The following is a 24,909-nucleotide window of genomic DNA, read 5'->3' on the forward strand; positions in this document are numbered from 1 at the left end:
ATTCAAGGAGCCTGACGGCGAGCCCTCCGGAAAGGGGCTGCAGGAAGGCGCAAGGAAAGGGCGGAGCGTGTCGGGAAAAAATGCCTCGGAGATCTGGGAGCTGGTCGAGGCCAAGCGGCAGGTCTTCTATGACCTCAGCGATCGGGTCTGGGACATGCCCGAGCTCAATTTCGAGGAACACCGCTCTTGTGCCGAACACGTCGCGGTCCTTGAGCAGCAGGGTTTTCGGATCACCCGCGACGTCGCCGGCATCCCGACCGCCGTCATGGGCGAGGCGGGTGAGGGCGGACCGGTCATCGCCATCCTGGGCGAGTACGACGCCCTGCCGGGACTGAGCCAGGTTGCGGGAGTGGCCGAGCAGAAGCCGCTTGTCGCAGGCGGCAACGGTCATGGCTGCGGCCATAACCTGCTCGGCAGCGGCTCGCTCATGGCCGCGACGGCCGTGAAGGATTACCTGGAGGCTCATGGCGTCAAGGGACGCGTCCGCTATTACGGCTGCCCGGCCGAGGAAGGCGGATCGGCCAAGGGCTTCATGGTGCGGGCGGGGGTCTTCGACGACGTCGACATCGCCATTTCCTGGCATCCCGCACCTTTCGCCGGCGTCAACAACCCGATTTCGCTGGCCTGCAACGAGATCAACTTCCATTTCAGCGGACGGGCCTCCCACGCGGCGGCCTCGCCCCATCTGGGCCGAAGCGCGCTGGATGCGGTCGAGCTCATGAATGTCGGCGTCAATTATATGCGCGAGCATATGCCGAGCACCGCGCGCATTCATTATGCCGTCACCGACACGGGTGGAATCGCACCGAACGTGGTGCAGGCCAAGGCGACGGTGCGCTATCTGATCCGCGCGCGCGACCTGCCTGAAATGCAGGGATTGCTCCATCGGGTGAAGAAGATCGCCGAGGGAGCAGCGCTGATGACGGAGACGTCCGTTCGCAGCGAGATCGTCAGCGGCGACGCTAACCTGGTCGGCAACACACCGCTGGAGCAGTTGATGCACCAGAACCTGGAGCGGCTCGGGCCGCCCGTCTTCGACGAGCAGGACAGGGCCTTCGCGGCCGAGATCCAGAAGACGCTCTCCGTCGAGGACATCAAGTCGTCCTTCGCGCGCTTCGGCCTGAAGCCGCGCATGGGCGTCCCTTTGTGCGATACGATCTTTCCGCCTGAGAGCGGGGATGGAACGCTCGTGGGGTCCACCGATGTCGGAACCGTCAGCTGGGTGGTGCCGACCGTTCAGATGCGCGGCGCCACCTATGCCGTCGGCACGCCCGGACATTCCTGGCAGCTCGTGGCGCAGGGCAAGGCGCCGGCCGCCCACAAGGGCATGGAGCATGCCGCGAAGGTGATGGCCGGCACGGCGGTCGATCTCCTTCTCGACCCCGCCTTGATCGACGCTGCCAAGGCCGATTTCCGCGAGCGGCTCGAGGGGACGCCCTTCGTCAACCCGATCCCGGACGACGTCGATCCGCCCGTCATGGCGAGGGAGAGTTGAGCCCGGGCATGACGTGGCGCCTATCATTCTTCCAATCACCACACATGCGGGCGCGAAACGCCCGCCCAGTATCGAAAGAGGGACATCCATGAAGACCATCGGCAAGATTTTGGCACTCGCGCTCACGGGCGCAACGCTCGCGCTTGGGACGGGCGCGATGGCGCAGGAGAAGACCTGGACGAAGGTCCGCATTGCGACGGAAGGCGCCTTCGCGCCGTGGAACTTCACCAAGCCGGACGGGACGCTCGATGGCTTCGAGATCGATCTCTACAAGGATCTCTGCAAGCGCATGAAGGTCGAGTGCACCATCGAGGCGCAGTCCTTCGACGGCATCATCCCGGCGCTGAACGCAGGCAAGTTCGATGCGATCATGGCCGGCATGTCGGCCACGGCCAAGCGCGAGGAGGTGATGGCCTTCACCCAGGCCTACGGCACGACCGGCCAGACATTCGCGGTCCTGAAGTCGAGCCCTCTCGCAACCATGCCCCTGAACGGCAAGATCTTCTCCCTGGCCACCAATGAGGCGGGCGCCGCGGCGGCCATCGAGGAGCTGAAGCCGGTCCTGAAGGGCAAGACCATCGGCGTGCAGGGCTCCTCGATCGCCGCTAACTTCCTCGACAAGTATCTGAAGGGCACGGCGGAGATCCGGGAATACAAGACCACGGAGCAGCACGATCTCGATCTGACGGCCGGGCGCATCGATCTCATCATGGCATCGACGGCCTACCTGTCGGGCGCTGCCGCGAAGGTCGGCAACGAGGAGATGACGCTGGTCGGGCCGCGATTCCAGGGCGGCATGCTCGGACGCGGAAGCTCGGTCGGCCTGCGCAAGAGCGATCCGGAGCTGAAGGCCCTGTTCGACAAGGCCATCACCGAAGCGAAGGCCGACGGGACGATCGAGAAGCTCTCGATGAAGTATTTCGGCTTCGACGTCACGCCGCGCTGAGACCTCTCCAAGATTCCGGTGCCGGAACCCCGAGCGGTTCCGGCACCGGCTCCCTTCAGTCTGCGCCGAAAATGCGTTCGAGCCGCTCCAGCACCTTGAGGAGCGGCTTGGCCTCCGGGCCGAGCTCGTCCAGGATGCGGCGCTCGAACGCCACCGCTTTCGGGATGATATCGAGATAGACCTTCCGGCCGAGCGCCGTGAGGGTCAGGATTTCCTCCCGTCTGTCCTCCTCGCTCTCGCGGCGCTTGAGCCAGCGCCTCTCCTCCAGGGCGCGCACGGCGCGGCTCACCTTGGTCTTGTGCATGGCCGAGTGCCGGCCGATGGCCTTGGCGCCCATTTCCTCGAACTGTCCAAGGGTTGCCAGCACCCGCCATTCCGGAATCGTCAGGTCGTGATGGGGGCCGTAGACGGAGCGGAAATCCTGCGAGACCGCCGAGGCGATCCGGTTGAGCCGGTAGGGCAGGAATTGTTCGAGCTGGAGTTTGGCCATGGCGTTGTTGGTTACAAAATAGACAGTTACAGTTGTGACCAATTGTGGAGGTCACGACCATGAATGTCCAGAATCCATCCCTGAAAGGCCAAGCCGCCGAACGGCTGGAGAGCGCCATCCAGCCCGGCTACATGTCCGGTTTCGGCAACGGCTTCGAGACCGAGGCTCTGCCCGGGGCGCTCCCCATCGGTCGGAACTCGCCCCAGAAATGCTCCTACGGCCTCTATGCCGAGCAGCTCTCCGGGTCGCCCTTCACCGCGCCGCGCACGACCAACGAGCGCTCCTGGCTCTACCGCATCCGCCCGACGGTCACCCATTGGGGCGAGTTCCAGAAGGCCGATATCGGCCTCTGGCGCACGGCGCCGGCCGTCGAGGTGGAGATCCCGATCGCGCCCATGCGCTGGAGCCCCATCCCGCTGCCCGAGGAGAGCGTCTCGTTCCTCGAAGGCGTGCGCACCATCACCACGGCGGGCGATGCCGGCAGCCAAGCCGGCATGGGCGCCCATGTCTATCTCATCACCCGCTCCATGGTGGACGAGTACTTCTACAATGCCGACGGCGAGATGCTGTTCGTGCCGCAGCAGGGCGATGTGCGCCTGTGGACGGAGTTCGGCATCATCGACATCGAGCCGGGCGAGATCGCCGTGATCCCGCGTGGCGTGAAGATCCGGGTCGAGCTCCCGAACGGGCCGGCACGGGGATATTTCTGCGAGAATTACGGCGGCGCCTTCACGCTCCCAGAGCGCGGGCCCATCGGGGCCAATTGCCTCGCCAACCCGCGCGATTTCCTCACGCCCGTCGCGGCCTACGAGGACAAGGACGCGCCCTCCAAGATGTACGTGAAGTGGGGCGGCTCGCTGTGGGTCGCCGACATGGATCACTCGCCTCTCGACGTGGTGGCGTGGCACGGCAACTACGCGCCGTACAAGTACGACCTGCGGCGCTACTCGCCGGTGGGCCCGATCCTCTACGATCACGCCGACCCGTCGATCTTCACCGTGCTGACGTCGCCGTCGGAGACGCCCGGCACCGCCAACATCGACTTCGTGATCTTCCCGGACCGCTGGCTCGTGGCGGAGAACACCTTCCGGCCGCCGTGGTACCACATGAACGTGATGAGCGAGTTCATGGGGCTGATCTACGGCGTCTACGACGCCAAGACCGGGGGCGGCTTCGTGCCGGGCGGCATGTCGCTCCACAACACCATGCTGCCGCACGGTCCCGACATGGACGCGTTCGAGAAGGCGAGCAACGTGGAGCTGAAGCCGCACCGGCTCGAAGGCACCTTGGCCTTCATGTTCGAGACCCGCTTCCCGCAGAAGGTGACGGCGTTCGCCGCGGGCACCGAGTCGCTGCAGAAGGATTATGGCGCTTACGGCCATAAGCTGAAGAAGCACTTCAACCCGAACCAGCGCTGATGGGAACGATGACTGTGCTCGATCACACGCATGACCCGAAGCGTCAAAGCTTCGTGCCCTCGGCCAACGGCCATCCGGACTTCCCGATCCAGAACCTGCCGCTGGGCGTCTTCAGTCCCGGCGACGGTGCTCCGCGAGGAGGGGTGGCCATCGGCGACAGGATCCTCGATCTCACGGAGGCTCTCGCGGCCGGTCTCTTCACAGGCGCGGCCGCCAAGGCGGCGGAGGCCGCGTCAGGTTCCGCGCTCAACGCCTTTCTGGCGCTTGGAGCCGGAGCGCGGCAGGCGTTGCGCTTGCGGCTGTCCGATCTGCTGGCTCAGGGCAGCCCGGAGCAGAGCAAGGTGGAGACGTGTCTGCACGATGCCGCCGACTGCACATCGCACCTGCCGGCGCGCATCGGCGACTACACAGACTTTTACGTCGGCATTCACCACGCCACCAATATCGGCAAGCAGTTCCGCCCGGACAATCCGCTGCTGCCGAACTATAAATACGTGCCCATCGGCTATCATGGCCGGGTCTCGTCCATCCGCCCGTCCGGCGTGCCCGTGCGCCGCCCGCGGGGTCAGGCGAAGCCTGCGGATGCTGCAGTTCCGGGTTTCGGTCCGAGCCAGCGGCTCGACTACGAGCTGGAGCTCGGCGTCTGGGTCGGGCCCGGCAACGACCTCGGCACGCCGATCGGCATCGCCGAGGCGTCCGGCCATGTCGGCGGCTATTGCCTCCTGAACGATTGGTCGTCTCGCGACATCCAGGCCTGGGAGTACCAGCCGCTGGGACCGTTTCTCTCCAAGAGCTTCGGCAGCACCATCTCGACCTGGATCGTCACGCCGGAAGCGATGGCGCCGTTCCGGATCGCTCAGCCGAAGCGACCGGAGGGCGACCCTGCGCCCTTGCCTTACCTGCTCGACGAGGCCGATCAGCGCGAGGGCGCGTTCGACCTGGAACTCGAGGTCCTGCTCCTCACGCCGGGCTTGCGGGACAAGGGCCTGAAGCCGCACCGGCTCGCCGTGTCGAATGCGCGTCACATGTACTGGACCGTGGCGCAGATGATCGCGCACCACACCAGCAACGGCTGCAATCTTCAGCCGGGCGACCTGCTGGGCACAGGAACGCTCTCGGGGCCTGACCGGGAGAGCTGCGGCAGCATTCTCGAGACGACGCTCGGCGGCAAGAACCCGGTCGTGCTCGCCTCCGGTGAGGAGCGGCGCTTCCTGGAAGACGGCGACGAGGTGATCCTGCGGGCCCGCGGCCGCCGCGAGGGTTGCGCTCCGATCGGCTTCGGCGAGTGCCGGGCCGTGATCCTGCCTGCGCTCTGAGGTATTCCTATGAAGCTCTATACCTACTGGAGGTCCACCTCCTCCTATCGCGTGCGGATCGCTCTGGCCTTGAAGAACATCGAGGCCGAGCAGGCCTTCATTCACCTCGTCCGTAACGGAGGCGAGCAGAACGCACCCGCCTATCGCGCCATCAATCCGCAAGGCCGCGTGCCGGCTCTTGCTCTCGATGCGCAGAACGTCGTCACTCAATCTCCTGCGATCCTGGAATATCTGGAGGAGGCTTATCCGGATCCCGCGTTGCTTCCATCCGACCTCGTCCACCGGGCGAAGGTGCGCGCCGTTGCCGCGATCATCGGCTGCGACATCCATCCCCTGCACAATGTCGGTCCGCTCAATCACCTGAGACAGAAGTTCGAGCGCTCAGAGCAGGACGTGACGGGCTGGATCGCCACATGGGTGGGGCAGGGGTTTGCCGCCGTCGAAGCGCTGATCGGAGATGACGGCTTCTGCTTCGGGCCCGAACCCGGCATGGCGGATGTCTATCTGGTGCCTCAGCTCTACGCGGCGCGACGGTTCAACGTGCCTCTGGAATCCTATCCCCGCATCCTTCGGGTGGAAAAACTCGCCGCCGAGCACGAGGCCTTCCGGAAAGCGCACCCATCCGCTCAGCCGGATGCGGAGTAGTTTTCCGGTCTCGGAAGCCGCCACTCGTCCTCTGGCTCTGATCCCCACCCTGTCATGGCTCCCGCCACGCCACGTCATGGCCGGGCTCGTCCCCGCCATCCCGATACGATGAGGCACGGCGCTTCAGTTCATCGGGATCACCGGCACGGGTCCCCGGAACAAGTCCGGGGACCCGTGCCGGAGCGGGTGTGGACAGCGTGATGTTATGTTCTCACTTTGTTCTTGACAGGGGGATGAACCTTGGCTATATCGTTACCCATCCCCGCCTGACGAGGGGCGCGCTCGCGAGGCGTCGCAGTTGTGGGGTGGGGAACGGTCCTGCCGCAGGTCTCGCACACCTGCGACGGGAGGCCCTTGGCAGCCCTGTGCTGGTCCAAGTCTAAACGCCTAAAAGTACCGTGCGGGACGAGCAGTTCGGCTCTTCCATTCTCACTCACAAGCGAGCCGGGCTGCCCGACACGCCACCCTCGATCTCCTGACAGGCTCGCAGCGCAAGCTGCGGGCCCCAAGGTGCTGCTCTTTGACAGGAAACCATCACCAGGCACCCACCCTGTCATGGCCGGCCTCGTGCCGGCCATCCCGATACGGTGAGGCGCGGCGCCATTCGGATCGGGATCACCGGCACAAGGCCGGTGATGACGTCGTGGGTGGTCCTGGCCGTGCGGTGGTGTCATCCCCGACGAGCGGAGCGAGGGAAGGGGATCCACGATCAAGCGTCGAGCCATGGATTCCCTTCCCCTCCGCTGCGCTCCGGCCGGGAATGACAACCACGTCGTCATGGCCGGCCGTGTGCCGTCCGTCCCGATCCGATCAGGCTCAGCGTTTCAGGCTGTCGCGATCACCGGGACGAGCCCGGTGATGACGTGGAGAGTTACAGCCGCACCGGCGAGACTAAAGTCGGGAATTCGTCTATTGCAAACGCGTTCGCTGTGAGCTACGACTATCAGCAAGCTCTGACACAAGAGCGGCCAAGAAAACGCAGTAGGAGAGAAGCGTCCTCATGCCGAGAACGGCGATGCTTGCGCTGTCGCGGCCGGCATGCGCGGGAAGAACTCCGCGCCGCTCCTCCCTTTCGTTCGACTTTCGACAACCGGCAGGTTCTTGCCGAGCTGAAAAAGCCTTGAGCGGGGGCGCGCGACCGGCGTTGCGCCCGCAGCAATCGCACCCTTGAGGGAAGGAACACCATGACGCCAAAATCTGCAGCGCTGAACGCGGCTCTTCTCGGAAGCGCGCTCGCCCTTTCGACCGTCGCCCATGCCCAGGACATCAAGATCGGCTTCAACGGCGATCTGTCGGCTTCGCCGTCCGCCCAGAGCGGACAGGCCGGCGTGCTCGGCATCCAGGCCGCGATCGAAGACATCAACGCCGCCGGCGGCATTCTCGGCCGCAAGCTGTCGCTCGTGGTTCGCGACGATCTCTCGCAGCCGCCCAAGTCGATCCAGAACATGAGCGACCTGATCGACAACGAGAAGGTGGTTGCGGTTCTCGGTCCGACCAATTCCGGCAATGCGCTGGCCTGGAAGCACATTCCGAACCAGAAGAAGAATCCGTCCATCGGCTGCATCGGCTCGGCGACGGACATCACGAAGGCCGCCGGCGGCGAGAACTACATGTACCGCGTGTCGATGGTCGACCGCGCGCAGGTTGCCGGCCTCATCGCCTACGCGAAGAACAATCCTTCCACCAAGAATGTCGGCTACCTCGTCGAGACCACCGGCTATGGCCAGGGCGGCCTGAAGGATCTTCAGGAACTCGGAGACGCCAAGGGGCTGAAGCCGGTCGCGACCGAGAAATTCGGCGTCAACGACACCGACATGACCTCGCAGCTCAACAAGCTGAAGGCCGCCGGCGTCGATACGGTGCTCGTCTGGGCGCAGGGCACGCCCATCGGCCAGCTCGTGCGCAGCATGGAGAAGATCAACTACTTCCCCGTGACGCTGACCTCCTGGTCGTCCGACAATGCGAGCTTCTACGACACGGCCGGAAAGACCCTCGCCGAGAAGCCGATCTTCATGCGCACGATCACCGAGGACCGGACGCCGAAGCAGCAGCAGCTCTACGACCGCCTTGGTCCCAAGCTGACCTCCAAGAGCGCCTTCAGCTTCGCGGCGCATTGCTACGACGCGACGATGATCGCGGCCGCCGCCATCAAGCAGGCGGGCAGCACCGAAGGGCCGAAGATGCGCGAGGCGCTCGAGAATCTTCAGGCGCCGGTCGAAGGCATCATGAAGACCTACAACAAGCCGTTCTCCGCGACCGAGCACGAGGCGCTGACCGCTTCCGACTATCGCTGGACGCACTGGAAGGACGGCAAGCTCGTCTCCTACAGCGACGATGTGGTGAAGGCGCTGAAGCCTTCGGACTTTACGCAGTAAGCCTTCGACCATGAGAGATGGTTCCACGCGAGTGGGGCCATCTCTCCTGATCGGCTGCATCGTCTCCGTGACGGCGAACCGGATTGGCTTCGCCGGACAATGCTCCGGGCCTGCCGGCCCTGTTCGGCGGGTCTGATATCTTGCACCGTTGGAACGCGCCATGCTGGACGTATATCTCCAGACTCTCCTGAGCGGCCTCGCCGTTGGAGGGGTCTATGCCCTGATCGCCCTCGGCTTCAGCATCACCTTCACCACCACGAAGACGCTCAACTTCGCCCAGGGCGAGTTCATCTCGTTCGGCGCCTTCATCGGCGTGACGATGCTCCTGCTCCTGTCCGGTCTCGCCGGAACGGCAACGGCCGTCCCCAGTGAAGCTGCCGCGGCTTGGCGCTATCCAGCGGCGGTCGTGGGCGCCGGCGTGGTGGCAGGCGTCATGGGCATCCTCATCTTCGTCCTCGCCGTCCGTCCTTTCGCCGGCAAGGGCGGCATGAACTGGGTGATGAGCACCATCGGGTTCGGCGTGATCCTGCAGAGCATCGGCCTCGCCATCTGGGGACCCGCGCCCGTCATGGTGCCGTCTCCCCTGGGCGACGACGTGCTGCGCATCGCCGGAGCCGGTGTCCGTCCGCAGGAGCTGCTCGTGCTCGCCTGCGCCATCCTGATCATGATCGCGCTCGATCTCGTCATGCGCCGCACCCGCATCGGCAAGGCCATGATGGCCGTCGCGCATTCGCCGCAGACCGCAAGCCTCATGGGCATCAATGTCAACCTGGTCATGATCGGCGCGTTCGCCCTGTCGAGCGGTCTTGCGGGCGTGGCCGGCGTGCTGATCGCGCCGATTGCCTCGGCGTCGCTTTTCATGGGCATGGGATTTGCCCTCAAGGCTTTCTCCGGCGCCATCATCGGTGGTTTGAACAACCCGCGCGGCTGCATCTATGGCGGCTTCATCCTGGGCGTCCTGGAATCCGGGGTCGGCCTGTGGCAGGCGCAATGGCGCGAGATCGTCGTGTTCGGCCTGATCATCCTGGTTCTGGCATTCCGCCCGACAGGCCTCTTCGGCCGGGCCGCCGTCGACAAGGTTTAAGCGCATGCGCCACGTCATCGGATCCATCGTCCTCGTTGCGGCTCTCGCGGTCGGCGCCTCGTTCATCGAGAACGAATTCTATCTGCGCACGCTCTTCATGATCTGCATCTATTTCCTCTGTGCCGCAGGCATGAACGTGCTGCTGGGATTCGCGGGGCAGAAATCCCTCGGCCAGGCGGGCCTCTTCGCGGCGGGCGCCTATGCGGTCGCCCTGTTGACCACCCGCTACGAGGTCGGCCCGTGGCTGTCGCTGCTTCTCGCCTGCTTCGTATCAGGAGTCTTCGGCATCCTGATCGCCGTGCCCTCCCTGCGGGTGAAGGGGCCGAGCCTCGCCATGGTGACATTGGCCTTCGGCATCGTCATCGAGAAGGTGGTGACGGAAGGCTCCGAAGTCTTCGGCGGCGCCATGGGCATCTACGCCATCCAGCCGCTGAACATTGGCGGTACGCCGTTCACGATGGTGCAATGGGTCTGGTTCGGATTGCTCCTGTGCCTCGTGACCCACCTCCTGCTCCGCAACCTGCTCCGCGGCCGGTTCGGGCGCGCCTTTCTGTCCCTCCAGGCCGACGAGGTGGCCGCCGGGGCGGTCGGCGTCGCGGTCTATCGCTACAAGGTCCTCGCCTTCGTGATTGCGGCCGTGACCTGCGGCCTTGCCGGGGCGCTGGTGGCCCAGCAGAACCAGTACATCAACTCCGACTTCATCAATTTCCACCTTTCGGTCTTCATCCTCCTGCTGGTGCTGTTCGGCGGAAGCGGATCGCTCTATGGGCCGCTGCTCGGTTCGGTGACGCTCGTGATCATCGGGGCTCTCGTGGCGCGTTGGTCCTGGATCGAGCATTTCGTCAACGGCGCGCTCCTGCTGTTCGCCCTCTACGCGATGCCCAAGGGGCTGGCGGGTGTGTTCGGCTCGCTCTTCCACAAGCTCGGACTGAATCACGCCAGGAGCCCCGGTGTCGGCGCAGCGCAAGGCACGGCTGTACCCCGGCTGCCGACCAGAGCCTTGGCTCGGCCAGATGCGGGAAGCCTTCTGACGGCCGACAAGCTCAACAAGGCCTTCGGCGGTGTCGTCCCCGCCAGGGACGTCTCCGTCAACCTGACGGGGGGGCACATCCATGCCCTGATCGGCCCGAACGGAGCGGGCAAGAGCACCTTCATCAACATGCTCACCGGGATCATCCGTCCGGATCAGGGAACGGTGACTTTCCTGGGAAGCGAGATCACCCGGCAAACCGTGCACGGGATCTGCGATCAGGGGATCGCCCGGACCTTCCAGAACCTCCGGCTGTTCAAGGATCTGTCCGTGCGCGAGAACGTGCTGCTCGGCCAGCATTCCCGGATGCGAAACGGCTTCGTCTCATCGCTCCTGGGGTTGCCCAGGGCGTGGCGGGAAGAGGCCCAGGCGCTCCGGAAGGTCAATGCGATCCTGGCGTTCACGGGCCTCTCGCGCTATGCCGAGACGCCGGCCGGCAGCCTGGCTTACGGCCTACAGCGCCGGGTCGAGCTGGCGCGGGCCCTCGCGTCCGAGCCGTTCCTTCTCCTGCTCGACGAGCCGGCCGCGGGCCTGAACCCGCAGGAGACGGCGGAGCTGGGGCAATTGCTCGTGCGCATCCGCAACGAAGGAATCACGATCCTGCTGATCGAGCATCACATGGATCTCGTCATGTCCATCTCGGATCACGTGATCGTTCTCGATTACGGTCAGAAGATCGCCGAAGGCGCGCCGGCCAAGATCCAGGCCGATCCGCGAGTGATGGAGGCCTATCTCGGCACCTCCACAGAGGCTGCTTAAGGCCAGGAGAGCGACAATGCTGAAAATTCAGGACGTTCATCTCGCCTACGGCCCGATTTCGGCCGTCCGCAAAGCCACCATCGAGGTCGAGGCCGGCGAGGTCGTGGCCATCGTCGGCGGCAACGGCGCCGGAAAAAGCACCTTGCTGAAGGGTATCGCCGGATTGATGCCGGTCAGCTCCGGACAGATCCTGTTCGAAGAGGAAGACGTCACCAGGCTTCCGCCCCATCGCAGGGTCGCGCGCGGCATCGCTCTGTCGCCCGAAGGCAGGCAGGTTTTCCCGGACCAGAGCGTCTACGACAACCTGACCCTTGGAGCCTATTTCCGGCGGCTTTCCAACGAGGCCCTGGAGGCGGAGGTCGAGGAGCAGTTCAAGCTGTTCCCACGCCTGCGCGAGCGCCGGAACCAGCTGGCCGTGACCCTGTCGGGCGGTGAGCAGCAGATGCTCGCCATCGCCCGGGCGCTCATGGGCAAGCCCCGGCTGCTCCTGCTCGATGAGCCTTCGCTGGGCCTCGCGCCGAAGATCATCCAGGAAATCTTCGACATCATCGTATCCCTGCGCCGGTCCGGCATCACGATCCTTCTTGTGGAACAGATGGCCAATATGGCACTGGCCATCGCGGACAGGGCCTATGTTCTTGAGACCGGCAATGTGACATTGTCCGGAACAGGGCAGCAGCTCCTTCACGACCCGAAGGTTCGCGCGGCCTATCTCGGGGTATCCCACGGCACGGCGTGACGCCGCGGCCTGCGGGAAGATTGGATTGAGCCATGAGTATCGAGGGACGCGGCGTACAATCGGTCGAAGTAGGGGGGAGGATCCTCGCGGCCATGGTCAAGGCGGGAAAGCCCCTGATGCTGCGCGAACTGGCCACGCTGGCGGATGTCGCGCCGGCTCAGGCGCATGCCTATCTCGTCAGCTTCCGCAAGCTGGAGCTGGTCGAGCAGGATGCCGCGAGCGGACGCTACCAGCTCGGTCCCTTCGCTCTGCAGCTCGGCATTGCGCGCCTGCGAAGCTTCGACCCGCTGCGCCTCGCCGCCCAGGCGGTTGTCGAGTTCGCCGAAGAGGTCGGCCTCATGGTGACGATCGCCGTATGGGGAACCCACGGCGCCACCATCGTCCAGGTGCAGGAAGGCAGCGATCAGGTCCACGTGAACGTGCGCACGGGAACCGTCTTCTCGATCACCGGCACGGCAACAGGCAAGGTGTTCGCCGCGTTCATGCCTCCGAAGATCATCGAGGCGCATCTGGCCGAGGAGCTTCGGAAAGGTGCCCGCATCCAGGGCGTCGGCGCGTCGACCTCGCGCAAGGAACTGGAAGCGGAAGTGGCCACGGCGAGACGGCTTGGCTACGCGACCACCGAGAGCAAGCCGGTCACGGGCATTAACGGCATTGCGGCTCCCGTTTTCGATTACAGCGGGCAGATGCAGCTCGCCATCACGTTGATCGGGCCGACGGGCGTCCTCGATATCGGTCCCAAGAGCGCCGATGCGAAGGCGTTGCTGGCCTTCACCCGGAAACTATCGGCGCAGCTTGGCTATGCGCCGCATGCGGATGCCGAGGCTTCCTCGGACGAAGGAGCCGAGATCGTCGCGGCGCCTGTCGCGAAGCGCCGGCGCCGCGCTTAACCGCTTTCTCATCGGCTTCCCCGGTGCTGCACGCTCTGCGCAGCAGAGCGTGTTTTTCTGCATTGCGGCTCCATCGGCGGCAGAAACGTCAATCTACGACTATTCGCTATTTGCGAATGCGTTCGCCATATGATTATCTTGATCCAACGCTCGATGAGTCATGCTCGGGCACCGCATCAATCACAATCAGGGAGCCGAAACAGATGTTGCTCAAAGGGCGTATCGCACTCGTCACCGGTGCTGGTCAGGGCAATGGCGCCGCCATTGCGCGCGGAGTTGCCGCTGAAGGAGCGCGTGTCATCGTGACTGATGTGAATGGCGAGGCGGCCAAGCGGACGGCTGACGGCATTGTTCAGTCAGGCGGCGAAGCGTGGTCCTACACGCTCAACGTGGCCGATGCCGAGGCCTGCACGTCGCTGGCGCGCGAGGTCGAGGCATCCATCGGCCAAGTCTCAGTACTCATCAACAATGCAGGCATATGCCCGCGCAACACGATCGACAGCCCCGACGTGCGCCGCTCCTGGGACGCGGCGATGCAGGTCAATCTCGATGGCACGCTGAATGTGACCCTGGCTTTCGTTGCGGCCTTAAGGGCGACGAAAGGAACGGTCATCAACATGGCATCGATCGCATCCTTCGTGTCGACATCCACGTCGATCAGCTATTCGACCTCGAAGGCTGCCGTGCGCATGCTGACGCAGAACCTCGCGCAGGAACTCGCCAAGGACGGCGTGCGTGTCAACGCGATTGCGCCGGGCACGCTCAACACGCCGATGACCGAAGCGACCCGGACCAATCCTGAGCGCGCGGAGCGCTTCCTCGCGCGCATTCCGCTCGGCCGGTTCGGCGAGCCCGAGGAGTTGATCGGCCCGACGGTGTTTCTGGCATCCGACATGTCGAGCTACGTGACGGGAACGACGCTCGTCGTCGACGGCGGCTATCTCGCCGTCTGAGGAGAGCATCATGATCGTTCGCATGGGACTTCTGACCCGCAAGGCGGGCTTGAGCACCGAAGATTTCCGCCACCATTGGCGGGACGTGCATGGGCCTTTGGCGGCCCGCCTGCCGGGCCTGCGGCGTTATCATCAGAACCACGTCGTCGACAGCAGCCAGCTCGCCATCGATCATGCCAGAGGATCATGGTCGATCGATGGAATTTCCGAGCTGTGGTTCGACAATGTCGACGATATGCACCGGGCGGTCTCGTCCGATGCCTACCGGGAGGTTGCTGAAGATCATGTGCGCTTCGTCGGCGACACGGGATTGATCACGGCCGAGCAGAACGTCGTCGTGCCGGTGGAGGCCGCCGCGGGACCGCTGGTCAAGCGCATGTCGATCCTAACGCGCAAGCGCGGCCTGACGCCCGAGAAATTCAAGTCGGAATGGTGGGGCTTTCATGCCGAAGCCGTGAAGAAGTTTCCGAACCTCATGGGCTACACCCAGAATTTCGTCACCGACCGCAGCGTCGGCTTGGGGCAGACCGCATCCTACGAGGCACTTCCCATCGACGGCATGGTGGAGCTGTGGTTCCGCTCCGTTGCCGATATCGAAGCGGCTTTTCGCTCTCCTGCAGCGAACGTCTCGCAGACCCATGCGCTCAGCTTCATCGAGGAAATTACGACGTTCCTCGTGGAGCCACATGAAGTGATCTGACGAGCGGGCCCGAAGCCAACCGGAATGGGCTCAGGCCATCTTGAAATAGCGAATGCGTTCGTCTAAAACAAATGCAACGAACACATTCGCGAATGCTGAATCAGAAGCGCTCATCGGACGATAGAGCGGGGCGATATATGAGGAACGCCATGAAGCCGACGAAAACTGTCACCTGCGATGTTCTGGTTGTTGGGTCCGGCGCCGGTGGTTTCGCGACCGCGCTGACCGCCCGGCTTCATGGGCTCGACGTGATCATCACCGAGAAGGAGCCGGTCTTCGGCGGGACGACGGCCCGCTCCGGCGGATGGATGTGGATCCCGTGCAACCCGCTGGCAAAGCGTGAAGGCTTCAAGGATTCCCGCGAGGCGGCGCGCACCTATCTTCAGCATGAAGCCGGCAACCACTTCGATGCCGCTCGCGTCGACGCCTTTCTTGAGAACGGCCCGAAGATGGTCGAGTTTTTCCAGGAAAAGACCGAGATGGATTTCACCCTCGGTCCGGCCTTCTCCGATTATCATCCCGACGCTCCGGGTGGCATGCCCGGCGGCCGCTCAGTCGTGGCGACGCCTTACGATGGACGCAAGCTCGGCAAGGAGATCGCCCGCCTGAGGCCTCCGCTGAAGGAGATCACTTTCCTCGGCATGATGATCGGATCGGGCAAGGAGCTTCTGCACTTCTTCAACGTCACGCGCTCCGTGAAATCGGCCGCCTATGTGGGCGTCCTTCTGGCGAAGTACGGTCGCGACCTTGTCTCCCACGGTCGTGCGATGCGGCTGACGAACGGCAATGCCCTGATCGGGCGTCTCGCCAAGTCCGCGCTGGACCAGAACATCCCGATCTGGACCTCGTCGCCCGTAAAGGATCTGATCGTTCGAGATGGAGCCGTGAAGGGAGCATTGGTTCAGACCGAGGATGGAATGACGGAGGTTCTCACCCGCCGGGGCGTGGTGCTGGCGGCCGGTGGCTTCCCGCAGGACCTGCTGCGCCGCAAGGAGCTGTTCCCGCATGCGCCGACTGGGGCTGAACACTGGTCTCCAGCCCCTCCCGGCAACACCGGTGATGGCATTCGCTTGGGTGAGCGGGTCGGGGGCAAGGCCATCGAGGGGCTTCCCAATGCGGCGGCCTGGGTTCCCGTGTCCCTCGTTCCGCGCCGGGACGGCACGTCAGGTCCGTTCCCGCATTTCATCGACCGCGGCAAGCCTGGCGTCATCGCTGTGACGAAGAGCGGCAAGCGTTTCACGAACGAAGCGAATTCCTACCATGATTTCGTGCAGGCCATGGTCAATGCCTGCGGCGACAATCCGGAGAAGGCGGCTTGGCTCATCGTCGATCATCCGACGATCCGCCGTTACGGCCTGGGTTTCGTGAAGCCGTTCCCGGTGCCTCTGACGCCCGCGCTGCAGAACGGCTATTTGGTGAAGGGGCGCACCCTGCGCGAACTGGCGGAAAAACTCGGTATCGACGCAGCCACGTTCGAGCAGACGGTCGAGACGTATAATCGGGACGCGCGTCGGGGCGAGGATCCGCAGTTCAAGCGCGGCAGCACCGCATACAACCGCTATCTCGGCGATCCGGATCACAAACCCAATCCTTGCGTCGGTCCCATCGAGAACGGTCCGTTCTATGCGGTGAAGGTCGTGCCGGGGGATCTCGGGACTTTCGCAGGGCTTCGCACCGACGCCGATGCGCGGGTGATCGACGAAAGTGGAAATGTCATTCCCGGCCTCTATGCCGCCGGCAATGACATGGCGAGCATCATGGGCGGCAACTATCCCGGCGGCGGCATCACGCTCGGGCCGGCCATGACCTTCGGCTTCATCGCGGGGCGTCATCTTGCAGGCGCTACGGCCGACGCTGCTTCGACCGCGGACCGACCGGCGGCTTGAGGCGCGAACATGGGGAGCGTATCAACCGTTTCGGAGACGGAGCGATGAAACCGGCTTGCCGACAGCCAAGGCTCTTCGAGCCCCTGACGATCCGGGGGCTCACTCTTAAGAACCGCATCGTCATCTCGCCCATGTGCCAGCATTCGGCGGAAGGTGGATTGGCGGGGGCCTGGCATCTGGTCCACCTCGGTAAGTTCGCCCTGGGTGGAGCAGGGTTGATCTTCGTCGAGAGCACGGCCGTCGAGCAGAGCGCGCGGATCGGTGTGCGGGATGTCGGGTTGTGGGCGGACGAGCAGATCGCTCCCTTCAAGGCCATCGTCGACTTCGTTCATCAGAACGGCGCCGGAATCGGCGTGCAATTGGCGCATGCGGGGCGAAAGGCCGGTTCGCAGGCCCTGTGGGAGGGCGGCAGGGCGCTCACGATGGAGCAACTGCATGCGACCGGGGAGCCGTGGCGGCGCGTTGGCCCGAGTGCCGTCTCGGCTGGGCCCGAATGGTCGGTGCCTGATGCTCTGAGCGTGGAGGAGATCACGGAGATCCGGCGGATGTTCGTCGATGCAGCCAGACGAGCAGACCAGGCCGGCTTCGATGTTCTGGAGCTGCATTTCGGGCATGGTTATCTCGTAGCCTCCTTCCTCTCGCCGCAGTCTAATCGTCGGGAGGATGAATATGGAGGCTCGCGCGAGAACCGCATGAGGCTCGGCCTCGAAATCGCAGCCGACATACGCGCCGTATGGCCCGCGGAGAAGCCGCTCTTCGTGCGCATCTCAGCTGTCGACGGAACCGAGGATGGATGGAGCTTGGATGATTCCGTCGCGCTTGCGCGAGAGCTCAAGGCTGTCGGTGTGGATGTGATCGATTGCTCCTCCGGTGGGCTGTCGGACGAAACGCGCAATATGAACGTCCCGCGTGGGCTCGGCTTCCAGGTGCCATTCTCGGACAGAATTCGCCGTGAGGCGGATGTCATGACTCAGGCTGTCGGCGTCATCCTCGACGGTCACCAAGCGGAATCGATCCTCCAAGACGGCAAGGCAGACCTGATTGCCATTGGCCGACAGGCTCTCTACGATCCCTACTGGCCCCACCACGCTGCTCACGCGCTAGGCCATGATCGTGGGTTTGAGGACTGGCCGATCCAGCATGGGCCCTGGCTCGCAAGGCGAGCGCCGCTCATGGAGAAGCTCAAGTTTACCGACAACAGCGTCAGGAGTCTGACAGGCTCCGGCCATCAGCTGGGAGAAACAGCACAATGACTGCCAAATCTTTTGCCTCGACGGGCGACATGGCCGCCAAGACGGTCTCTTTCACCGAGATCGGACCGGACCTCTACGCGTACACCGCCGAGGGCGACCCAAATTCCGGCATCATCGTCGGCGACGACGGCTGCATGGTGATCGATGCCCAGGCCACGCCCGCCATGGCCGAGGACGTGATCGCCCGCGTGCGTACCGTGACCGACAAGCCGATCAAGTACGTGGTGCTCTCCCACTACCATGCCGTGAGGGTGCTCGGCGCCTCCGCCTACCAAGCCCAGGGCATCATCGCATCGAACGCCACGTACGACCTCATCGTCGAGCGCGGCGAGCAGGACAAGGCCTCGGAGATCGGACGATTTCCACGCCTGTTCCGCGGCGAGAGCAGCATCCCGGAGGGATTGACCTGGCCAACCCTGACTTTCGAAAGCGGCATGTCGGTGTTCTTGGGGAAGCGAGAGGTCAAGCTGTTCCACCTTGGCGCCGGCCATACGGCGGGCGATATCGTCGCCTGGGTCCCGGATGCCGAGGTGATGTTCACGGGCGACCTGGTGGAGTACCACTCGGCTTGCTATTGCGGCGACGCCCACTTGCGCGAATGGCCCCAGACGCTCGATTCCATCCTGGACTTCCAGCCCAAGGCCATCGCGCCTGGGCGGGGTGATGCGTTGCAAGGCGATCAGGCGGTGCGCGAGGCCGTGGCGATGACGCGGGATTTCGTCAACACGCTTTATGGCGCGGCGGAATTGTCCGTGGCCCGCGGGCGCTCCTTGAAGGAAACCTTCGCCGCCACACGCGAGGTGATGGACCCGAAATTCGGTAACTTCGCCATCTATGAGCATTGCCTGCCGTTCAACGTCTCGCGCGCCTTCGACGAGGCTTCAGGGATCGATCATCCCGTCATCTGGACCGCCGAGCGTGACCGCGACATGTGGGCTCAACTCCAGGGCTAATTGGTAAGGATTGCACGAGAGGGTTCGTCCCTCTCGTGCCGGTGGTCGCTCGTCCGTTCTCCGGATTCAGGCGGATCGAATGAGCGCTTGGAAAGGTGCCGTGGCATGTCTCTTGTCCAGGCGAGCGAAGTCCAGACAAGGACATGGGCATCTGCAGCGATCGGCATCCTTTGGGGAATGACGGCCGCTCTGGCCTGGACGGGCTACAATGTGGGTTCCAGGCTTGGACGGATGGAGGGCCTGCAGGCCGTGGACATGTCCATGCTTCGCTTCGGCGTTGCGGCTCTCCTCTTAATGCCGTTGGTGCTGTCCCGCCGCAAAACTTACAGGCTGGGATGGGGGCGGCTTCTTTCACTCACGGTCTTGGCGGGGCCTCTCTTCGGCCTGCTCATCAATACAGCCTTCGGACTTGCTCCCTTGTCCCATGCGGTGGTGTTGACCGCAGGCGCGACGATGATGAGTGCCAACGGTCTTGCATGGAGGTTGGATGGCAGGCGCCCGCCCATCTTCCGCTTGTTGGGCATGATGATTCTCATCGTTGGCCTGCTCTTCATTGCATCGGCCCAGAATCCTCAAATGCCGCAATCCACATCTCAGATCTGGCTCGGGGATCTGTGCTTCCTTGCAGCGGGATCGCTGTGGGGTTCGTTCACATATCTTCTCGGACGCTGGAAGGTTGACCCGATCGTCGGTATCGGACAGGTGTCCTTCCTATCGGTGTTCGCCTTCCTCCCGTTCTTCCTGGCGAGACATCATGACGGCGCCATATCGTCGGATGTCTGGATGGCTCAAGCATTCTTCCAAGGGATTCTTGGGGGCTGTTTGGCTCCTGTCGCCATCGCCAAAGCGGTGTCCCGCGTTGGAGCAGGCGAGGCCGCGCTCTTCCCTGCCCTGGTTCCTTCAGGTGCGCTTCTGCTCGCGATTCCGCTTCTCGGCGAATGGCCGAGCTATGCGGAGATCCTCGGTATCGGGGTTTGCACCCTGGGTCTCCTCACGTCCTTCGATCTCACGCGTTTCCTATGCAAGAGCCGCATCTCAGGATGATTGCGATGTCACGGGGGCGACCGTGGGCGCGATCGCGCCCACGGTCATGGATGACAACGTCCTCTTATTGGCCGTTGATCCTGCGGTCATCTCCAGGCTCGAAGCGCTTGTCGCGGTCCAAGCGGCCACCGTTATCATCCGGAAGGCCCGCGTCATCCGCACCGCGGCCCAGCACCCGCCGCAATTCGGCGATGTCGTTCGTCCCGCGGGTGCGTGTCTGGGTCTGGTGCTGCTCCTGGGTTCTCGTCCGAGCTCTGTCATCGGCCCGGTTATGATTGCGCCCGTTGTCGGCGCGGCTCCGGGTGGGGCCGTCATCGCCACCACGCCCGCGTCCGCGCCCGGCATCGCCGCCGCTTTTGCCGCCGTCATCGCTGCTTCGGCCGCGTCCGCTGTCGTCTCCGCCGCGGCCCCCACGGCCGCCGCTGTCGTCTCCGCTTCGCGCGCCGCCGTGGTCGTCGCTCCCGCGGCCGCCTCGACTGCCTCCGCCGTCCCCACCCCGTCCGCCGTCATCGCCTCCATGCGCCAAGGCCGGTGAGAGGTAGGCACCAGCGATGGCCGCCGGAAGTGCTGCGGCCGTCAGGGAGGCCAGAATTGCACCAAGGACCAACACGCTCGGTCCGCTCTTGATGGGCTTCATCATCGTATTCCTCCGTTCATCCGGCGCGAGAGGTTGGCGCCGATGCCAGGGCAATCTGAACCGAACCGGGCATGCGAACCTGATGGGGGATGTCAGCGAAATATCAGGTTCGCCGTGCTATGCTGGATCGCTTTGGAAGATTTCATGATCCGACGTCGCCTCATCGTTCTGTTCGCGGCCAGTATGGCCTTCACCGCCATGGAGTGTGCTTGGCCCGCCACGGCGCTCGCCAAGGACGGCGACGGAGGCGGCGGAGGTGGAGGAGGGAGCGACGGCGGAGGCGGCCACGGGGGTGGCGACAACAGTGGCCGGGGAGGCGGCGACGACGGCGGACCCGGCCGAGGCGGGAATGACGGAGGTCAGGGCAGGGGCCAGGGCGACGATGGAGGGCGTGGCCGAGGCAGAGGGCGTGGTGGGGACGAGGACGAGCCGACCCAGCGCGGCTGGGGCAGGACTTCATCCGAGAGTGCCCGAGAGGCCGTCTCGCAGGGCTGGGCCCTCGCCTTGAGTTCAGTGCTTCCGACCGTCTCGCGGGCTGTTCCCGGGCAGGTTCTGGAGGTCGACCTCCGGCAATCCTGGAGCGGCCAATGGCGCTATGAATTTCTCATACTCACCCGGGATCGCCGTTATCAGGAAGTCGTCGTCGATGCCCGCAACAGTCAGATCCTTCAGGTCCGGAGACGCTAATGAGGGTCCTTCTCGTCGAAGATGAGCCAGCCATCGCCCGGGATATCCAGCATGCACTGGCCGGTACCGGGTATGTGGTGGATGTCGTCCGGGATGGGGAGGAGGGCTGGTTTCGCGCTTCGACCGAAGACTACGACGCGCTAATCCTGGACTTGGGGTTGCCCAAGCTCGATGGTCTGTCCGTTGTGCGGCGGCTGCGGGACGAGGCGAGCACCGTCCCGATCCTCGTGCTGACGGCCCGAGGCGCGTGGCTGCAAAGGGTCGAAGGCATTGATGCCGGTGCCGACGATTATCTGACCAAGCCCTTCGAGATGGAGGAGCTGTTGGCCCGACTGGCCGCGCTGCTGCGCCGGGTCGGGCGACACGTCACGCCGCTGATCGAGATCGGTGCCCTGCGCATCGATACGCGGCGGCTGCGGGTGATGCTCAACGGCAGAGCCATCGAGCTGTCGCCCCTTGAGTTTCGCCTGCTCAGATATCTGGCTCATAACCGCGATCGCGTCGTCGCCCAGAGCGAGCTGGTCGAGCACGTCTACGGTTCGGACGAGCCGGAAAGCAATGCCGTCGAGGCCCTCGTGGCCCGCCTTCGGCGCAAGATCGGGGCCAACACGATCGGAACCCGGCGCGGCCACGGCTACATCATGGAGACGCCTGCACCATGATATGCAATTCTATCCGGCTGCGCCTGCTGGTCGTCGCCGTGACATCCATCCTCGTGACGATTGCCGTGGCCGGTGCTTCCCTCGTCGTGTTCTTCGAACGGCAGGTGCTCCGCTACGTGGAGCAGGATCTCAACATTCACTGGACGGAGCTTGCCACGGCCTTCGGCACGGAGGGAGAGGCCGGCATCGGCCAGAAGCTGACGGACCCGCGCTATCACCAACCGTATGGCGGAGCCTATTGGCAGGTCTCCGAGGGCGGACGCCCGATCGTGCGGTCGCGCTCCCTCTGGGACAAGGAGCTCCCCCTGGCCGGGCCGCGCGCCGACGCGGACCGCGACAAGGCCTTCGAACTCGACGGGCCTGACGGATCGGAGCTCTACGTGATCGAGCGGGAGGTGACGGTAGACGGCGACCAGGGGCCTCGTCGCGTGAGCCTATCCGTTGCCCTCGATCACGGTCAGATCGTCGAGCTGCGCCAAGCTTTCGGGTGGGACGTCACACGGGTCCTCATCCCAATTGCGGCGGTTCTCGTTCTCTTCGCCTGGCTTCAGCTCTGGTTGGGCCTGCGTCCCCTGCGGGCGGTTGGACATGAGCTGAATGCCGTTCAGATGGGCCAGATCCGGCGCATGACGCAACGCTTTCCCGATGAGGTGGAGCCACTCGTCGAGAGCATCAACAAGCTCCTCGACCGACAGGAGGATCTCGTCCGCAAGGCCCGTGACCGTGCCGGTGCATTGGCGCATGGGCTGAAGACTCCGCTGACGATTCTGCGCGGCGAGGTGAGGCGGCTCGAGCAGGCAGGCCTGCAGGATGCCGCAGGATGCATGCAGGAACAGTTGCAGCTGATCTATGCACATGTCGAGCGTGAGGTTGCGCGGGCTCGCACCAGTGGTGCATCCGTGGGCTGCGGCGCCTATACGCAGGTGGACGAAACGGTCGCTCGCCTTCTGAGATTGATGCAGCACATGCCCAGAGGGGAGCGGCTGATCTGGGAGGCCGACATTCCGGCGGGACTGGCCGTCGACATGGATCCTCATGACTTCGGCGAGGTTATGGGCAATTTGCTCGACAATGCCCGTAAGTGGGCGAAGACCCGGGTCGAGGTTCAGGTCGGGAGGCAGGGCGACAAGGCCCGGATCAGCATCGAGGACGATGGGCCAGGCTTCGCCGGCCATGCTCATGGGGGGAGACCCGAGCGCGGCGTGCCCGCACGCTCCGACCCGGACTCGAGTGGGCTCGGCCTTGGGATCGTGGAGGATATCCTGGCGGAGTATGGCACGAGCGTCGACATCAAGGGCAACGGGCGCTGCCGGATCGTATTCGAGATTCCTCTTTGCCGGCCGGGGCAGGTTCCCGTGCCGTCGAAGGGTGCTGTACCGATAAGCTCGTAGGAGTGGAAGCCGTCACGCGCGAACGCTCATAGGCCAACGGCGATGAAATGCTATGCCTTCTGAGGCTGGCCGCTTCCGGACACTTCGCTGCGGACGAGCTGATCCCGACGGGCAAGGTCGGGGAACCAGGATCTCCAGAGAACAGCAAGCGTAAAGGTCCCGATGCCGCCGATCACGACAGCTGCGGGAGCCCCGACCAACCAAGCCAGCGTCCCTGACTCGAACTCGCCGAGCTCATTGGAGGCGCCGATGAATACCGTGTTCACGGCTGCCACGCGTCCCCGCAGTTCATCCGGCGTTTCCGCCTGAACGAGGGTCTGGCGCACGACCACACTGACCATGTCGGCGGCGCCCAGGATGGCGAGCAGCACAAGCGTCAGACCAAAGCTCGTCGACAACCCGAAGCCTATGGTTGCCAGCCCGAAGACGCCGACCGCCTGCAGCATGCGCAGGCCGGAACGGCGGCTGAGAAGAGACGAATGGGCCAGGACGATCGCCATGGTAACGGCGCCGACGGCCGGCATGGAACGCAGGAGGCCGAGCCCCCAGGGCCCAACGTGGAATACGTCGCGGGCGAAGATCGGCATCAGGGCCGTCGCTCCTCCAAGCAGAACGGCAAACAGGTCCAGGGAGATCGCTCCGAGCAGAAGTGGCTTCGCACGAAGGAAGACGAGCCCTGCAACGAGGCGCGACCAGGTTACAGGTTCTCGCTTGACCTCAGCCGGGCGCAGACGCAGGGCGACGATGAGCAGGGCGGCCAGTCCGAAACAGACGGCCGATCCGAGGAAAGGTGCTGTCGGGTGAACAGCATAGAGAATTCCCCCGACCGCCGGGCCGCTGACGGTGGCCACCTGCATGACGGAAGAGTTCCAGGCGATCGCATTCGCCAGGTCGCCTGTCGGCACAAGGGCTGGCACGATCGCTTGTGCGGCAGGGTTGCCGAAGGCCCGGGCAGCCCCGAAGGCGACCAGGAGGCCGTAGATCGGCCAGAGGCTCGGCGCACCCGCATGCACCTGCGCGAGCAGGCCGAGGGAGGTCAGGGTCATCGCTGAGAAGACGAGAAGGAGGATCCATCGCCGGCTGTATCGGTCCGCCACAAGGCCGGTGACGAGCACGAGAGTCATCGTGGGCAGGAACGATGCGAGGCCGACAAGGCCGAGGTTCAGCGCAGAGCCGCTGAAGTCGTAAACGAGCCACGCGACAGCGACGGTTTGGACCTGTATGGCAAGCGCCATGGCAAACCGGGCCGCGCAGAACAATCGAAAATCCGTGTGTCGGAACGCCGCCCAGCCCCTAGACCCCATCGAATGTGCCCTGACCCCTGTTTAGATGTGGCATGAGCCTCTCTAGCGCATCGGCTCGAAATGTGGAGCCGGTTTTTTGCCGATACTGGCCTGCCGAGTTGCGCTCAACGCCGCATTCTTCGCCGGGTGCGTAGCGGAGCGGGATCCGACGGACGGTTCGGTTTGATGCTCCGGATGCAGGTTGCGCGCTTCGAACGCAGGGCGCGCGGCTAAGGTGCGCGATGTTTGACACTAGAAATGTTCGAAACTAAC

22 protein-coding genes are annotated in these 24,909 nt (G+C 64.3%); 20 read left to right on the forward strand and 2 right to left on the reverse strand.

The annotated features are described in order from the left end of the window. The first annotated feature begins 67 nt into the window (after positions 1-67). Together U0023_RS11850 and U0023_RS11855 are read left to right on the forward strand one after the other, a co-directional pair. Entirely contained in the window at positions 68-1,495 is a 1,428-nt protein-coding gene (locus tag U0023_RS11850; protein WP_009492719.1) for a M20 family metallopeptidase, read from the forward strand. An 88-nt stretch (positions 1,496-1,583) separates the two neighbouring features. Then, a complete protein-coding gene (locus U0023_RS11855) occupies positions 1,584-2,441 on the forward strand; it encodes a transporter substrate-binding domain-containing protein (RefSeq protein WP_009492717.1) in 858 nt (285 codons plus the stop codon). A 55-nt stretch (positions 2,442-2,496) separates the two neighbouring features. On the opposite strand, the gene U0023_RS11860 is transcribed toward U0023_RS11855, so the two are convergent. Continuing rightward, complete coding sequence (locus U0023_RS11860) at positions 2,497-2,931, reverse strand: MarR family winged helix-turn-helix transcriptional regulator (protein WP_009492715.1); 435 nt, start codon at positions 2,929-2,931, stop codon at positions 2,497-2,499. Between the two features lie 59 nt (positions 2,932-2,990). Here U0023_RS11860 and hmgA point away from each other — a divergent pair, with 59 nt between their 5' ends. From hmgA to U0023_RS11950, 18 genes are all read left to right on the forward strand, one after another. Next, positions 2,991-4,349, forward strand: coding sequence for a homogentisate 1,2-dioxygenase (gene hmgA, locus U0023_RS11865; RefSeq protein WP_009492713.1), 1,359 nt, complete (start codon positions 2,991-2,993; stop codon positions 4,347-4,349). An 8-nt stretch (positions 4,350-4,357) separates the two neighbouring features. Continuing rightward, a complete protein-coding gene (gene fahA / locus U0023_RS11870; RefSeq protein WP_040639435.1) occupies positions 4,358-5,665 on the forward strand; it encodes a fumarylacetoacetase in 1,308 nt (435 codons plus the stop codon). 9 nt (positions 5,666-5,674) lie between these two features. After that, positions 5,675-6,310, forward strand: a complete 636-nt coding sequence (gene maiA, locus U0023_RS11875; protein ID WP_009492709.1) for a maleylacetoacetate isomerase — start codon at positions 5,675-5,677, stop codon at positions 6,308-6,310. Positions 6,311-7,494: 1,184 nt separating this feature from the next. After that, on the forward strand, positions 7,495-8,685 hold the full coding sequence (locus U0023_RS11880; protein ID WP_009491512.1) for an ABC transporter substrate-binding protein: 1,191 nt from the start codon (positions 7,495-7,497) through the stop codon (positions 8,683-8,685). A 160-nt stretch (positions 8,686-8,845) separates the two neighbouring features. Next, positions 8,846-9,769: a branched-chain amino acid ABC transporter permease gene (locus U0023_RS11885; RefSeq protein WP_009491511.1), complete on the forward strand. Its 924-nt coding sequence runs from the start codon at positions 8,846-8,848 to the stop codon at positions 9,767-9,769. 4 nt (positions 9,770-9,773) lie between these two features. Beyond that, positions 9,774-11,558, forward strand: a complete 1,785-nt coding sequence (locus tag U0023_RS11890; protein WP_009491510.1) for a branched-chain amino acid ABC transporter ATP-binding protein/permease — start codon at positions 9,774-9,776, stop codon at positions 11,556-11,558. Between the two features lie 16 nt (positions 11,559-11,574). After that, positions 11,575-12,297 carry an ABC transporter ATP-binding protein gene (locus U0023_RS11895; protein WP_009491509.1) on the forward strand — a complete coding sequence of 241 codons (723 nt, stop codon included), beginning with the start codon at positions 11,575-11,577 and terminating at the stop codon, positions 12,295-12,297. Between the two features lie 32 nt (positions 12,298-12,329). After that, positions 12,330-13,187: an IclR family transcriptional regulator gene (locus tag U0023_RS11900; RefSeq protein WP_009491508.1), complete on the forward strand. Its 858-nt coding sequence runs from the start codon at positions 12,330-12,332 to the stop codon at positions 13,185-13,187. A gap of 203 nt (positions 13,188-13,390) precedes the next feature. Next, positions 13,391-14,140, forward strand: a complete 750-nt coding sequence (locus U0023_RS11905) for an SDR family NAD(P)-dependent oxidoreductase (protein ID WP_009491507.1) — start codon at positions 13,391-13,393, stop codon at positions 14,138-14,140. Positions 14,141-14,150: 10 nt separating this feature from the next. Continuing rightward, positions 14,151-14,840 carry an EthD domain-containing protein gene (locus U0023_RS11910; protein WP_009491506.1) on the forward strand — a complete coding sequence of 230 codons (690 nt, stop codon included), beginning with the start codon at positions 14,151-14,153 and terminating at the stop codon, positions 14,838-14,840. Positions 14,841-14,989: 149 nt separating this feature from the next. Then, on the forward strand, positions 14,990-16,726 hold the full coding sequence (locus U0023_RS11915; protein ID WP_009491505.1) for an FAD-dependent oxidoreductase: 1,737 nt from the start codon (positions 14,990-14,992) through the stop codon (positions 16,724-16,726). A gap of 44 nt (positions 16,727-16,770) precedes the next feature. After that, positions 16,771-17,979 carry an NADH:flavin oxidoreductase/NADH oxidase gene (locus U0023_RS11920; RefSeq protein WP_009491504.1) on the forward strand — a complete coding sequence of 403 codons (1,209 nt, stop codon included), beginning with the start codon at positions 16,771-16,773 and terminating at the stop codon, positions 17,977-17,979. Then, positions 17,976-18,932 carry an MBL fold metallo-hydrolase gene (locus U0023_RS11925; protein WP_009491503.1) on the forward strand — a complete coding sequence of 319 codons (957 nt, stop codon included), beginning with the start codon at positions 17,976-17,978 and terminating at the stop codon, positions 18,930-18,932. Before U0023_RS11920 ends, U0023_RS11925 begins: the two co-directional genes overlap by 4 nt. 105 nt (positions 18,933-19,037) lie before the next feature. After that, positions 19,038-19,976 (forward strand): DMT family transporter, encoded by a 939-nt coding sequence (locus U0023_RS11930; protein WP_009491502.1) that lies wholly within the window; start codon positions 19,038-19,040, stop codon positions 19,974-19,976. Positions 19,977-20,022: 46 nt separating this feature from the next. Beyond that, positions 20,023-20,511, forward strand: a complete 489-nt coding sequence (locus U0023_RS11935) for a hypothetical protein (RefSeq protein WP_154661039.1) — start codon at positions 20,023-20,025, stop codon at positions 20,509-20,511. 246 nt (positions 20,512-20,757) lie between these two features. After that, positions 20,758-21,300 carry a PepSY domain-containing protein gene (locus U0023_RS11940; protein WP_052600514.1) on the forward strand — a complete coding sequence of 181 codons (543 nt, stop codon included), beginning with the start codon at positions 20,758-20,760 and terminating at the stop codon, positions 21,298-21,300. Next, entirely contained in the window at positions 21,300-21,962 is a 663-nt protein-coding gene (locus U0023_RS11945) for a response regulator transcription factor (RefSeq protein WP_009491499.1), read from the forward strand. The genes U0023_RS11940 and U0023_RS11945 overlap by 1 nt, the downstream gene beginning before the upstream one ends. Then, the gene (locus U0023_RS11950; RefSeq protein ID WP_009491498.1) at positions 21,959-23,353 is read left to right on the forward strand and encodes a sensor histidine kinase; all 1,395 of its coding nucleotides are present in this window, start codon (positions 21,959-21,961) and stop codon (positions 23,351-23,353) included. Before U0023_RS11945 ends, U0023_RS11950 begins: the two co-directional genes overlap by 4 nt. A gap of 50 nt (positions 23,354-23,403) precedes the next feature. Here U0023_RS11950 and U0023_RS11955 read toward each other — a convergent pair whose 3' ends face one another. Then, positions 23,404-24,657 carry an MFS transporter gene (locus tag U0023_RS11955; RefSeq protein ID WP_009491497.1) on the reverse strand — a complete coding sequence of 418 codons (1,254 nt, stop codon included), beginning with the start codon at positions 24,655-24,657 and terminating at the stop codon, positions 23,404-23,406. Positions 24,658-24,909: the final 252 nt, after the last annotated feature.

Origin of the sequence: Microvirga lotononidis (genome assembly GCF_034627025.1) — a bacterium.
Classification (GTDB): domain Bacteria; phylum Pseudomonadota; class Alphaproteobacteria; order Rhizobiales; family Beijerinckiaceae; genus Microvirga; species Microvirga lotononidis.

Excerpts from the sequence above, each read along its gene's own strand:
- U0023_RS11855 (WP_009492717.1), top strand. The coding sequence starts at position 1,584 with ATGAAGACCATCGGCAAGATTTTGGCACTCGCGCTCACGGGCGCAACG.
- U0023_RS11860 (WP_009492715.1), bottom strand. The coding sequence starts at position 2,931 with ATGGCCAAACTCCAGCTCGAACAATTCCTGCCCTACCGGCTCAACCGG.
- hmgA (WP_009492713.1), top strand. The coding sequence starts at position 2,991 with ATGAATGTCCAGAATCCATCCCTGAAAGGCCAAGCCGCCGAACGGCTG.
- fahA (WP_040639435.1), top strand. The coding sequence starts at position 4,358 with ATGACTGTGCTCGATCACACGCATGACCCGAAGCGTCAAAGCTTCGTG.
- maiA (WP_009492709.1), top strand. The coding sequence starts at position 5,675 with ATGAAGCTCTATACCTACTGGAGGTCCACCTCCTCCTATCGCGTGCGG.
- U0023_RS11880 (WP_009491512.1), top strand. The coding sequence starts at position 7,495 with ATGACGCCAAAATCTGCAGCGCTGAACGCGGCTCTTCTCGGAAGCGCG.
- U0023_RS11885 (WP_009491511.1), top strand. The coding sequence starts at position 8,846 with ATGCTGGACGTATATCTCCAGACTCTCCTGAGCGGCCTCGCCGTTGGA.
- U0023_RS11890 (WP_009491510.1), top strand. The coding sequence starts at position 9,774 with ATGCGCCACGTCATCGGATCCATCGTCCTCGTTGCGGCTCTCGCGGTC.
- U0023_RS11895 (WP_009491509.1), top strand. The coding sequence starts at position 11,575 with ATGCTGAAAATTCAGGACGTTCATCTCGCCTACGGCCCGATTTCGGCC.
- U0023_RS11900 (WP_009491508.1), top strand. The coding sequence starts at position 12,330 with ATGAGTATCGAGGGACGCGGCGTACAATCGGTCGAAGTAGGGGGGAGG.
- U0023_RS11905 (WP_009491507.1), top strand. The coding sequence starts at position 13,391 with ATGTTGCTCAAAGGGCGTATCGCACTCGTCACCGGTGCTGGTCAGGGC.
- U0023_RS11910 (WP_009491506.1), top strand. The coding sequence starts at position 14,151 with ATGATCGTTCGCATGGGACTTCTGACCCGCAAGGCGGGCTTGAGCACC.
- U0023_RS11915 (WP_009491505.1), top strand. The coding sequence starts at position 14,990 with ATGAAGCCGACGAAAACTGTCACCTGCGATGTTCTGGTTGTTGGGTCC.
- U0023_RS11920 (WP_009491504.1), top strand. The coding sequence starts at position 16,771 with ATGAAACCGGCTTGCCGACAGCCAAGGCTCTTCGAGCCCCTGACGATC.
- U0023_RS11925 (WP_009491503.1), top strand. The coding sequence starts at position 17,976 with ATGACTGCCAAATCTTTTGCCTCGACGGGCGACATGGCCGCCAAGACG.
- U0023_RS11930 (WP_009491502.1), top strand. The coding sequence starts at position 19,038 with ATGTCTCTTGTCCAGGCGAGCGAAGTCCAGACAAGGACATGGGCATCT.
- U0023_RS11935 (WP_154661039.1), top strand. The coding sequence starts at position 20,023 with ATGGATGACAACGTCCTCTTATTGGCCGTTGATCCTGCGGTCATCTCC.
- U0023_RS11940 (WP_052600514.1), top strand. The coding sequence starts at position 20,758 with ATGATCCGACGTCGCCTCATCGTTCTGTTCGCGGCCAGTATGGCCTTC.
- U0023_RS11945 (WP_009491499.1), top strand. The coding sequence starts at position 21,300 with ATGAGGGTCCTTCTCGTCGAAGATGAGCCAGCCATCGCCCGGGATATC.
- U0023_RS11950 (WP_009491498.1), top strand. The coding sequence starts at position 21,959 with ATGATATGCAATTCTATCCGGCTGCGCCTGCTGGTCGTCGCCGTGACA.
- U0023_RS11955 (WP_009491497.1), bottom strand. The coding sequence starts at position 24,657 with ATGGGGTCTAGGGGCTGGGCGGCGTTCCGACACACGGATTTTCGATTG.